This window comes from Brevibacillus aydinogluensis, assembly GCF_961514395.1.
Taxonomy (GTDB): Bacteria; Bacillota; Bacilli; order Brevibacillales; family Brevibacillaceae; genus Brevibacillus; species Brevibacillus aydinogluensis.
In genome coordinates, this window is sequence record NZ_OY569118.1 from 1,242,645 (window position 1) to 1,254,823 (window position 12,179).

The 12,179-nt window shown below is 57.3% G+C and carries 8 protein-coding genes, 3 tRNA genes and 2 pseudogenes; all 13 read left to right on the top strand.

The window, feature by feature from the left end:
- Positions 1-24: 24 nt before the first annotated feature.
- On the top strand, positions 25-1,200 hold the full coding sequence (locus tag Q7F15_RS06030) for a Gfo/Idh/MocA family oxidoreductase (protein ID WP_304415250.1): 1,176 nt from the start codon (positions 25-27) through the stop codon (positions 1,198-1,200).
- Positions 1,124-2,098: a sugar ABC transporter substrate-binding protein gene (locus Q7F15_RS06035; RefSeq protein ID WP_304415251.1), complete on the top strand. Its 975-nt coding sequence runs from the start codon at positions 1,124-1,126 to the stop codon at positions 2,096-2,098. Before Q7F15_RS06030 ends, Q7F15_RS06035 begins: the two co-directional genes overlap by 77 nt.
- Positions 2,099-2,114: 16 nt before the next feature.
- A pseudogene (locus tag Q7F15_RS06040) lies at positions 2,115-3,619 on the top strand (sugar ABC transporter ATP-binding protein).
- A 27-nt stretch (positions 3,620-3,646) separates the two neighbouring features.
- The gene (locus Q7F15_RS06045; RefSeq protein ID WP_230077202.1) at positions 3,647-4,651 is read left to right on the top strand and encodes an ABC transporter permease; all 1,005 of its coding nucleotides are present in this window, start codon (positions 3,647-3,649) and stop codon (positions 4,649-4,651) included.
- 50 nt (positions 4,652-4,701) lie between these two features.
- Positions 4,702-6,636, top strand: a complete 1,935-nt coding sequence (iolD, locus tag Q7F15_RS06050; protein WP_212131808.1) for a 3D-(3,5/4)-trihydroxycyclohexane-1,2-dione acylhydrolase (decyclizing) — start codon at positions 4,702-4,704, stop codon at positions 6,634-6,636.
- Positions 6,637-6,657: 21 nt separating this feature from the next.
- Positions 6,658-7,575, top strand: a complete 918-nt coding sequence (gene iolE / locus Q7F15_RS06055) for a myo-inosose-2 dehydratase (RefSeq protein ID WP_171564454.1) — start codon at positions 6,658-6,660, stop codon at positions 7,573-7,575.
- 10 nt (positions 7,576-7,585) lie between these two features.
- A complete protein-coding gene (gene iolB / locus Q7F15_RS06060) occupies positions 7,586-8,431 on the top strand; it encodes a 5-deoxy-glucuronate isomerase (protein ID WP_171564453.1) in 846 nt (281 codons plus the stop codon).
- Positions 8,428-9,435: a 5-dehydro-2-deoxygluconokinase gene (gene iolC / locus Q7F15_RS06065; protein ID WP_304415252.1), complete on the top strand. Its 1,008-nt coding sequence runs from the start codon at positions 8,428-8,430 to the stop codon at positions 9,433-9,435. Before iolB ends, iolC begins: the two co-directional genes overlap by 4 nt.
- Positions 9,436-9,891: 456 nt before the next feature.
- Positions 9,892-10,554, top strand: coding sequence for a YitT family protein (locus Q7F15_RS06070; protein ID WP_304415253.1), 663 nt, complete (start codon positions 9,892-9,894; stop codon positions 10,552-10,554).
- A 208-nt stretch (positions 10,555-10,762) separates the two neighbouring features.
- Positions 10,763-11,573: pseudogene (gene thiM, locus Q7F15_RS06075) on the top strand (hydroxyethylthiazole kinase).
- Between the two features lie 254 nt (positions 11,574-11,827).
- Positions 11,828-11,920, top strand: a tRNA-Ser gene (locus Q7F15_RS06080).
- A gap of 10 nt (positions 11,921-11,930) precedes the next feature.
- Positions 11,931-12,007: transfer RNA gene (locus Q7F15_RS06085), tRNA-Glu, on the top strand.
- 87 nt (positions 12,008-12,094) lie between these two features.
- Positions 12,095-12,170: transfer RNA gene (locus Q7F15_RS06090), tRNA-Val, on the top strand.
- Positions 12,171-12,179: the final 9 nt, after the last annotated feature.

A 12,179-nucleotide genomic window follows, 5' to 3' on the forward strand; every position in this document is an offset into this window, starting at 1 on the left:
CCGGTCGGAAAGGAGTGTGATTCCATGACGGTTCGCTGTGCAGTTCTGGGATTGGGACGCCTGGGGTATCACCATGCGAAAAATATCGCCACCCACCAGATCGGCGGGGCCAAACTGGTGAGTGTTGCCGACACGATGGAAGGACGGGCGGAACAGGTTGCAGGAGAATTCGGCCTGCAAACGTGGGCGAAGAATCCGGAGGAGGTCATTGCCGATCCCGATGTCGACGCGGTCATTATTGTGACGCCGACCAGCACCCATGCCGACATGATCAAACAAGCGGCAAAACACGGCAAGCCCGTGTTTGTGGAAAAACCGCTCACGCAGCATCTCGAAGAGGCGGACGAGATCATCCGCATCGTCAAGGAGAGCGGGGTGATCTGCCAGGTGGGCTTCATGAGGCGGTTTGATCCTGCCTACGCCGAGGCAAAGCGCAGGATCAGCGCTGGAGATATAGGAGAGCCCCTTTACTTCAAGGCGATTTCCCGTGACGCCGGTTCGCCGCCCGCTTCGTTTATCAAGCACAGCGGACGGATGTTTATGGACGTCTCCATCCACGACTACGACATGGCGCGGTACCTGATGGGGGCGGAAATCACCGCCGTGTCCGCACACGGGCGAGTGCTAGTGCATTCGTTTATGGAAGAGTACAACGATGTGGATCAGGCGCTCACGTATGTCGAATTTGATTCCGGTGCAGCAGGGGATATCGAGGCCAGCCGAAACTCGCCCTACGGTCACGACATCCGCACGGAAATCATTGGCACGGAAGGCTCGCTGTTTATTGGAACGCTTCGCAATCAATCGATCACGTATCTGAACCACAAGGGCAGCCACTACGAGATCATCCCCGATTTTCAGACCCGCTTTGACGATGCCTACCGATTGGAACTTGCCCATTTCATCCACTGTGTCCAGCACAAGCAAACACCATGCGTTACGGAAGCAGACGGCAGACGCAATCTGCAAATCGCCATCGCGGCCACTCAATCATTTGACACCGGGAAAAAGATCACAATCGAGGGGGGAGTCCGGAATAAAGAGCGGATCGGGTCTACCTGTCTACGATGGAACGCGGCGTGCAAACGGGCAGGATCGCCTGCAAATAAGGAGGGGGCTATTCATGAAGGGACAAAAAAAGGGTGCATGGTGGTTGATTGTATGTCTGGTCGCTGTCTTGGTCGCCGGATGCGGAGCTGACCAGGAGACAGCGCAGCAGGCAGGCTCTGACAAGAAGGACAAGATTGTGATCGGCGCAGCACTTCCCGACTTTGATGACAAGTGGTTGAGCTACCTGCAGGACGGTATGAAACAGTACGAAAAAACGCAGGAGAACGTGGAAGTGATTTACGTCGATGCGATGAATGACGCCAGCAAGCAGCTCTCCCAGGTGGAGAATTTCATCCAGCAGAAAGTGGACGCGATCGTGCTGATTCCCGTCGATACCACGTCCGCGCCCAATCTGGTCGAAAAAGCAAACCAGGCCAATCTGCCGATCGTGGTCGTGAACCGCATATACGACGGGGTGGAAGCAGCTACCGCCTATGTGGGGTCCGAATCCATCAAGGCTGGTCTCATGGAAATGGAGGAAGTGGCAAAACTGCTCGGCGGAAAAGGAAACATCGCGATCATGAACGGACAGATGGGGCACGAGGCGCAGATCAAGCGAACGGAAGGGAACAAGCAGGTCATCGAGCGGTACCCGGACATGCAGGTGGTCTTGGAAGGAACGGCAGAATGGGATCGGGCCAAAGGCATGGCCTTGATGGAAAACTGGCTCCAGTCCGGAAAGCAAATCGACGCTGTTGTCTCCAACAATGATGAAATGGCCATCGGCGCGATCATGGCACTGGAAGCGGCTGGTAAACTGCAAGACGTCGTCGTGGCCGGCGTCGATGCCACTCCGGATGCGTTGGAATACGTAAAAGCCGGAAAATTGCAGGTGACGGTGTATCAAAATGCGATCGGCCAGGGACAAGGCGGCCTGGAAGTGGCGATCAAAGCGGCCAAAGGCGAAAAGGTGGAAAAGTTCAACTGGATTCCGTATGAACTGGTAACCAAAGAGAACGTGGACGAGTACATGAAAAAATGGCAGTAAAGCGGGGGGAGTCGTCATGCACAGCACGTACATCCTGGAAATGGAGAATATCTCCAAGGCATTTCCGGGAGTAAAAGCTCTGGACCGCGTACAGCTCAAGGTGAGGAAAGGGACCGTACACGCCCTGCTGGGGGAGAATGGCGCGGGCAAATCAACCCTGATGAAAATCCTGATCGGGATGTACAGTCCGGACAGCGGGCGCATTATCTTTGACGGGGAAGAGCTGAAGCTGTCCAATGTCAAACAGGCGCTCGACAAAGGGATCGCAATGATTCACCAGGAGCTCAGCCCGATCCCCTACATGACCGTGGCCGAGAACATCTTTTGGGAAGAGAGCCCAGTTACCGGTTTACGGGGTGGGTGAAGCAGAGAGAGATGGAGGAGAACACGAGGCGGCTGTTCGAGCGGCTGGAGATTGACATCGACCCGCGAGCAAAGATGATTGACCTCAGCATCGCCCATACGCAAATGGTCGAGATCGCCAAGGCGATTTCCCGCCAAGCCAAGCTGATCATCATGGACGAACCGACGTCCGCGATCACGGAAAAAGAAGTCCAGCATCTGTTTTCCATCATTCGATCGCTGAAAAAGGAAGGCGTGTCCATGATCTACATTACGCACAAAATGGAAGAACTGGCGCAGATCACGGACGAGATAACGGTCCTGCGCGATGGAAAGTACGTGGGCACAAGGCCGAGCGACCGCATCAGCAAGGAGCACCTGATCGAAATGATGGTGGGGCGGGAGCTGCATCACGTGTTTCAGAAAAAGCGTGCGGACATCGGAGAGGTCGTGCTGGCGGTCAACCGTCTGACCAGAGCGGGGAAATTCGCGGACGTCAGCTTCGAAGTCCGCCGGGGAGAGGTTGTCGGCTTTGCAGGGCTGATGGGGTCTGGCAGAACGGAGGTAATGGAGAGCGTATTTGGGATTGTGCCTCCCGATTCCGGTGAGATCGTGGTGAAGGGCAGGAAAACGGCGATTCGTTCGCCGCGCGATGCGATTCGGTGCGGGATGGGATTTTTGACAGAGGATCGGAAGGGAACGGGCCTGTTCCTCCCGCTGTCGGTGCAGGACAACATGATCACGGTGAACATCGATCGCTACACAACCTGCGGCTTTCTCAATGCCGGGCAAATCCAGGCCGATTGTCGGCAGCAGTGTGAGCAGCTGGCCATCAAGACGCCGAGCCTGTCTCAAACGATCAAGTATCTGAGCGGCGGGAATCAGCAAAAAGCGCTGCTTGCCCGCTGGCTGCTTCACGATCCCGACATCTTGATCCTGGATGAGCCGACGCGCGGGATCGATGTGGGGGCCAAATTGGAAATCTACCAACTGATTGCCGATCTGGCCCAAAAGGGCAAAGCCATCGTGGTGATTTCCTCCGAACTTCCGGAAATATTGGGTGTGAGCGACCGGGTCATCGTAATGCACGAAGGACGAAAAATGGGGGAATTGCGCCGGGAGGAGGCGACCCAGGAAAAAATCATGCAGTTGGCGACCGGCGAGCTGATCGCCAGCTAGTCTCATACAAGTCTGGAGGACGTGCGGATGAACAGTGAAGTGACGATCGCAAACAAGCCAAACAAGTCCGAAGCAGTCGGAAAACGCCGCTGGAAAGAAACGGCCTTCCGCCTCTTCGGACGATACGGGATGCTTTTTATTCTGATCGCGCTGATCCTGGTGATGTCGATTCTGTCCCCTACGTTCTTTACATCTGGCAATTTGCTCAATATCGTCAGGCAGATGTCGATCGTCGGCATTGTGGCGATTGGCGTCACGATGGTGATCATCACCACCGGGATCGACCTCTCATCCGGTTCCGTGATCGCGCTCGTGTCCGTAGTTGTCGCAACTTTCGCGCATCCGGACAGCTATCCGCTCGTGGTTCCGATCGCCGTCGGACTGGGGATCGGACTTTTGACAGGAGTGATCAACGGGACGATTATTGCCAAAGGAAAAATTGCCCCGTTTATCGTCACCCTGGGGATGATGACCGGGGCGCGAGGGGCGGCGCTGCTCTTCAGTGACGGAAGACCGATCGGAAATCTGTCCGATTCGTTCAAGTTCATCGGCCAGGGAGCGGTGTTCGGGATACCGCTGCCCATCATCATCTTTGCCCTGGTCGGACTGGTTTCTTATCTCCTGCTGACCAAAACGAAATTTGGCAAGTACGTCTATGCGATGGGCGGGAATGAACAAGCGGCGAGGATCGCGGGGATTCCGGTCGACAGGTATAAGATCATGATTTACGCCTATGCCGGTTTGCTCTCTTCGATTGCCGGGATCATCCTGACGTCCCGGATCGCCTCCGGTCAGCCGACGGCGGGCGTGATGTATGAATTGGACGCGATCGCCGCAGCGGTGATTGGCGGCACCAGCCTGTCCGGCGGGATCGGAACGATTGGCGGCACCATTATCGGGGCGCTGATCATCGGCGTGATGAACAACGGTCTCGACCTGCTCAACGTATCCTCGTACTGGCAGCAGATCTTGAAGGGCGGGATCATTGTCACCGCTGTCTTTCTCGACGCCCGGAAAAACAGAAAATCCTGAAACAAAAATCGTGAGTTCCGGCAAGATGCGAAAGGTGGGACACGAACGGAATGAAGACGAGGAGACTGACAACGGCGCAAGCGTTGGTAGCCTTTTTGCAGCAGCAGTATGTGGAATGGGACGGCAGGCAGGAGCGGTTCGTCAAGGGAATCTTCACCATATTTGGCCACGGAAATGTACTGGGACTTGGCCAGGCGCTGGAAGAATATGCGGAAGAGCTGGAAGTGTACCAGGGGCGAAATGAGCAGGGGATGGCACACGCCGCGGTGGCCTTTGCCAAGCAAAAAAACCGTCGGCAGATCATGGCATGCACGTCGTCGGTTGGGCCGGGTGCGGCCAACATGCTGACAGCCGCGGCGACGGCGACCGCCAATCAGATACCGGTCCTGCTGCTGCCTGGCGATACGTTTGCCACCAGGCAGCCGGACCCCGTTTTGCAGCAGATCGAACACGGCCATGACCTGACCATCACCACCAATGACGCTTTCCGCGCTGTCAGCAAGTACTGGGATCGGGTAAACCGACCGGAACAGTTGATGACCGCCATGCTCAACGCCATGCGCGTGCTCACCGATCAGGCTGATACAGGGGCGGTAACCATCTGCCTCCCTCAGGATGTACAGGGAGAAGTGTATGACTTTCCCGAGTCTTTCTTCCAAAAGCGCGTCCACCGGATCGACCGCCGGATTCCGAGCGAATCGGCGCTGCGCGATGCGGTGGAGCTGCTGCGGCACAAGAAAAAGCCGATCATCATCTGCGGCGGGGGCGTTCGTTATTCCGATGCGGCTGATGCCCTGCGGCGCTTTTCCGAAACGTTTCACATTCCGTACGGGGAGACCCAGGCCGGGAAAAGCGCGGTGGACAGCGGTCATGCGTACAATCTGGGAGGCATCGGCGTGACCGGAAACCTCGCGGCCAATCGGATGGCCAAAGAGGCAGATGTCGTCATCGGAATCGGCACCAGATTCACCGACTTTACGACGGGGTCGAAACGCTTGTTTCAACATCCGGATGTGGATGTGCTCACGATCAACGTTTCCGAGTACCACGCGAGCAAGCTGGACGCGGTGAAAATCGTCGCTGACGCCAAATTGGCCCTGCTCGCGCTGGAAACCGAACTGGAACGGATCGGATACCGGTCCGGGTACACGGATGAGATCGAACAGGCCAAACAGGCGTGGCAGCAAGAGCTGGACCGTCTGCGCAGCATTCAGTACCGGAAGCAGGGGTTCACGCCGGAAGTGGCCGGCCAGCTCGATCAGGTGCTGCCCGAATTCGCAGACACCTTCCAATCCTGCCTGACGCAAACCGAGGTGATCGGCCTGGTGAACGCCTTGATTGAGGAGGACGCGATCATCGTCGGGGCCTCGGGAAGCCTCCCCGGCGACCTGCAGCGGATGTGGGAATGCCGCCGGCCGAACACCTATCACATGGAATACGGCTACTCCTGCATGGGGTATGAAATCGCCGGGGCGCTGGGCGTCAAAATGGCCGAACCGGACAAAGAAGTCTATGCCATGGTGGGGGACGGCAGCTACCTGATGCTGCATTCTGAATTGCTGACGAGCATCCAGGAAGGCAAAAAAATCAATGTGCTGCTGTTTGACAACGCTTCGTTCGGGTGCATCAACAACCTGCAAATGGGCAACGGCATGGGCAGCTTCGGGACGGAATTCCGCTACCGGAACCCGGAAACCGGTCGCCTGGACGGCCGCCTGATGACCGTTGATTACGCCGGCAGCGCCGCCGGATACGGCGTAAAAACATACCGTGTGCGGACGACAGATGAACTGCGGGCAGCCATCGCAGACGCGAAACGGCAAACCGTGTCTACCCTGCTCGACATCAAGGTGCTGCCAAAGACGATGACCGGCGGGTACGAAGCATGGTGGCATGTCGGCATCGCGGGGGTTTCGCACAACGCTGCGGTGAGGGCAGCGTATCGGGAAAAGGAAGCGAACCTAAAACACGCACGACCATACTAAACCAAAAACGGGGTGTGCAAGATGAGTCAACCCAATCCCTTTCGCATCGGAATCGCCCCCATCGGCTGGGTGAATGACGATATTCCCGGCCTCGGCGACCATTACACGCAGGATCAGGTTTTGTCCGAAATGTCTGCACTCGGCTATGTTGCCACTGAAATGGGTCGCCTGTTCATGCAGGAACCTGCGGCGCTGAAGGCCAAACTGGACGCGTACGGCATACAGCTGGCCAGCAAGTTTGTGGCGACGCTGTTTTCGGACGCCAACCGTCTGGAAGAGGAATTGCAGATTTTTGGCTCATGGGTGCGTTATCTGAAGGAAATGGGCTGCGAGCATGTGATCGCCTGCGAGATGGGCGGGTCGATGCATTGGGACCCCCGGCGCGCACCGGGCGACACGGCAGTCCGCAAACTGACGGATGACCAGTGGGAGTCGCTGGTGGAGGGACTGCATCGGGCGGCCCGCCTGTGCCGGGAACACGGCATGAAGCTCGTCTATCATTACCACGCCGGCACCGTGGTGGAAACGGCGGACGAGATCGATCGGCTCATGGAGACGACCGACCCGGCCCTGGTGCATTTGCTGTTCGATACCGGGCATGCGCTGTACGGCGGATACGATCCGCTGGCACTGGCAGAGAAGCACGGACAGCGAATCCAGTACGTCCATCTGAAAGACGTCCGCCGGGATGTGCTGGAGCATGTCCGGCAGCAGAACCTGGATTTTCTCACGGCGGTAAAGCTGGGAATGTTCACGGTGCCGGGCGATGGCTGCATTGACTTTGCGCCGATCATACAGAAGCTGCTGGAAAACGGCTACACTGGCTGGCTGATTGTCGAAGCGGAACAGGACCCGGCTGTCGCTCATCCCTACACGTATGCGCAGCGGGCAAAAGAATATCTCGAGGCGACGATTCGGTCAGCGGCGAAGCAGAGATAGGAGGGAGACGATGAGTACGCTGATTGTTCCCGGTTCCCGACCGGACGAAGCAGGGTTGGTGCTGCGCGTTACCCCGGAATCGGCAGGGTGGAAATACATCGGCTTTGAGGTGTACGCGCTGTCAAAAGGGCAGACACTGAAAAAGCATACCGGCGATCAGGAAGTGTGCATCGTGCTGTTGACGGGCATCGCTCATGCCGCCACCGCCCGCGCAGCATGGGAAAGCATCGGCCAGCGCATGAACGTTTTTGAAAAAGTACCGCCGTATGCCGTGTACGTCCCTCCGGGCGACCATTGCGAAGTAACAGCTGTAACGGACGTGGAACTGGCGGTCTGTCGGGCGCCGGGGAAAGGAACGTACCCCGCCCGCCTGATTTCTCCCGCCGACGTCGGCGTTGAGCAGCGGGGAGCGGGCAACATCGAGCGAAGAATTCACAACATTCTGCCGGAACAGCAGCCGGCGGACAGTTTGCTGGTGGTTGAAGTGTTCACACCGGAAGGCCACTGGTCCAGCTATCCGCCGCACAAGCACGATCAGGACAATCTGCCGCATGAATCTTATCTGGAGGAAACGTATTACTACAAAATCAATCCCGGTCACGGTTTCGCCGTACAGCGCGTGTACACGGACGACCGCTCACTGGACGAGACGCTGACCGTGCACGATGGCGATGCGGTACTGGTCCCCAAAGGGTATCACCCCGTTTCCGCCCCGCCCGGCTATGACGTCTACTATTTAAACGTCATGGCGGGACCGGTGCGCACGTGGAAATTTCAGAACGATCCGGCCCATGAGTGGGTAATGGCAAGCAAAATGGCCAGCCGGCAGGATGGAAGGGAAGGGGATGCTCCATGAACAATCTGACCTTTGACAGCCGCAAGCCGATGGATTTCATCGCGATCGGCAGGCTGTGCATCGACCTGAATGCCAATGAGATCAACCGCCCGATGGAAGAAGTGACGACCTTTACCAAATACGTGGGCGGCTCCCCGGCCAACATCGCCATCGGCTTGTCCCGGTTGGGGATGAAAACGGGGTTTATCGGCCGGGTGGCGGATGATCAGATGGGGCGGTTTATCGTCAATTACCTGAAACAGAATCAGATTGACACCTCCCAGGTAATCGTCGACCGGTCGGGCAGCGTAACGGGGCTGACGTTTACCGAAATCAAAAGCCCAACCGATTGCAGCATCCTGATGTATCGGGAGAATACCGCGGATTTGCGGCTGGAACCCAACGACGTGAAGGAAGAGACGATTCAAAATGCCAAAGCGATCCTGATCACCGGCACGGCGCTGGCGAAGAGCCCGTCGCGAGAAGCGGTGTTTCTCGCCCTGGACTACGCCAATAGGCACGGCGTCGTGACGTTTTTTGATCTCGACTACCGTCCGTACACGTGGACTTCTGCGGAAGAAACGGCGATCTACTACAAGCTGGCTGCCGAAAAGTGTGACGTCCTGATCGGCACCCGGGAAGAATTTGACCGGATGGAACACTTCGATCGCAATGACCGGCACGATGACGCCGTCACGGCGAGAAGATGGTTTGACTGCCGGGCCAGGATCGTCTTGATCAAACACGGGAAAAACGGTTCCGTCGCGTACACCAACGACGGCCAGTGTTATACGGGAAGGGTTTTTCCGGCCAAGGTGGTCAAGACGTTTGGTGCGGGAGATTCTTATGCCGCCGCTCTGATCTACGGACTGATGCAGGGATGGGACATTGCGAAGGCGATGGAATACGGGGCTGCTGCCGCTGCGATTGTCATTTCCTCCCACAGCTGCTCGGAGGCGATGCCGACGGTGGAGCAGATCGAACGCTATATCCAACAGTGCCGCAGCGGGGAAGGTGTACGCTGACTCAAAGTACGTGGCGCATGGGTGATGGGGGCCTGGATCATGTCCGCTCCAAAACGAGGCGCGGACAAGGGGCAAACATCTGGCCAAAAACAACGGAAACAGCGGAAATCTGCGGGGATCAATGACGTACGCAGTCCAAACACGGAAAAGGGCGGTTTTTTCCGCGAAGTCGCGGCTTTTTGCGCCTTCCGGCCGTTCGACGCCTCCCCCCTGATTATGGTAAAATGGAGGCATCAAACAGGAAAGGATCTTGATACCGATGGGTCCGTATAAGACCATCTGGAAACGTTATGACCTCTCCTACATCTAGCGACGTAGCTGTTGATCGTCTCTTGGGCGACCCAACCTGCTACGAAAGCGAGATAATGGATATGAAACGAGATCGAATCGTCAGGAGTTCCTCCGTAGCCGGAAGGGCGCCCGCGCCAAAACGGTTTACGATGCGAGGAATCTCAGATGAGGAGAGCAGTTGCGTACGTTCGCCAATTGTGTTGGATTGTGTTCGGCGCGTTTGTATTGGCATTTGCGTATTATCACATCAATGCTCAGAACCATTTGTCGGAGGGCGGGTTTGTCGGGTTGGCCCTGCTGGCCAAGTACGCGTTTGACCTGTCGCCGGCGATCACGACGCTGGCGCTCGACATTCCGCTGTTTCTCGTCGCTTTTCACGTGAAGGGACGTCAGTTTCTGGCCAACACCATCATTGCATCCATCGCCTTTTCCGTCTTTTACGATTTGTTTGAGCGGTTCTCGCCGCTGCACGTTGATCTGAGCGGCCTCATGCCGCTGGCCGCCCTGCTGTCCGGCCTGCTGACCGGTTGGGGGGCGGGGATCGTCTTGCGGTATGGCGGCGCCACTGGCGGGGACGACATCCTGGCCGTGCTGCTCAGCCGTCAGATCGGACTGTCGATTGGAACGGTCTTTCTGCTGCTGGACGCGCTGGTGCTCAGTCTGTCGCTGTGGTACCTGCCGATTCGCGAAACGCTTTACACGATCCTGGCGGTGACGATTGCCAGCCGGGTGGTCAACTGGACCGCCGCTGCAAGCGGCCGGGTAGATGATGGCGACGAATCGGAAACAAAAAGCATATCGCGTTCGCTTACCCTGCCGGATCATTGATGCCAAACCAGTTTCAGACCGGATGAGGTAAATGCCGGCAGGTCCATCCAACGCGAACCCCTCCTGGTAATACAGCGCGTATCGCTGTTTGCCGCGAGGGGTTTTTTCACGGCAAAAGGGCAGCTTGCGTGCGTGCTTGTCTGTCTCACGCCTCGGTCTTGTGAGATAATGAGAGGACAACCGACCAAAGGATCAGGAGGCGCTTTTCATGACATTGCTGCAAGACATCGGGAATACGCTGGTGAAGGTGCGTGAGGCCAACCCCCTCGTCCACAACATCACCAACGTCGTCGTCACCAACTTTACCGCCAACGGCCTGCTGGCCCTGGGCGCTTCGCCTGTCATGGCGTACGCCAAGGAAGAGGTGGCGGACATGGCCAAAATCGCCGGCGCGCTGGTGCTCAATATCGGCACGCTGAATGAGGCAGAGGTGGAGGCCATGCTGATCGCGGGCCGTTCGGCCAATCAGCACGGCGTGCCGGTCATCTTCGACCCGGTGGGAGCGGGGGGCGACCGCCTATCGGACGAAAACCGCGCAAACGATCATGCGGGAGGTCCGGGTGTCCGTCATTCGCGGCAACGCTGCGGAAATCGCTCATGTGATCGGCGAGAGCTGGACGATCAAAGGCGTCGATGCGGGGGAAGGGAGCGGCGATGTAGTCTCGCTCGCGCAGTCGGCGGCGAAGCAGTTGGGCACGATCGTCGCGATTACGGGGAAAACGGATGTCATCACGGACGGCCGCACCACCTACCTCATCCGCAACGGCCATCCCATCCTGACCAAGGTAACGGGCACGGGCTGCCTGCTCACATCCGTCCTGGGGGCGTTTGTTGCGGTGGAGAAAGACCTGCTGCTTGCGGGGGCGTCTGCGCTCGTCAGCTATGGCGTGGCGGCGGAAGTGGCAGCTGCCGGCAAAGGAGCGGAAGGCCCGGGACAATTTCAGATCGAGTTTTTGAATCAATTGGCGCGGATCACCGCAGACGATGTCCGCAGATACGGAGCGATCGACCGCGTGTAAGCCGGGGAGAAGAGCGCGTATCGGCCGGGTGACGGCCAGACTGCTTTCCCGCTGTTGGGCGAAAAAGGCCCCTTTGTGCTTGTGAGCGAGGGGGCCTTTGCGTTGCCTTTCATAAGCGGAATCGATACAATGAAATAAGCACGAGGCCAACATCTTCTCTTTTAACCAGAAAAAAATTTTAAAATACCACTTGAAAAAGCTTTTGAGATGTGATAGATTAATTCTTGCCGATGAGAGAACGGCAAAAACGATCTGGATGGATGTCCGAGAGGCCGAAGGAGCACGATTGGAAATCGTGTAGACGGGGATGACTCGTCTCGTGGGTTCAAATCCCACTCCATCCGCCATCAATCACCTGGCCCGTTGGTGAAGTGGTTTAACACAGCAGCCTTTCACGCTGTCATTCAGGGGTTCGAATCCCCTACGGGTCACCATAGAAAAATCCCCCTGGACGCTGTCCGGGGGACCCCGCAAAGCATACGGATTCGCTGAGAAGCCTCCGTTCACTTTGCGGACGGAGCGGAGGCTTAGCTCAGCTGGGAGAGCATCTGCCTTACAAGCAGAGGGTCGGCGGTTCGATCCCGTCAGCCTCCACCACCTTTACGG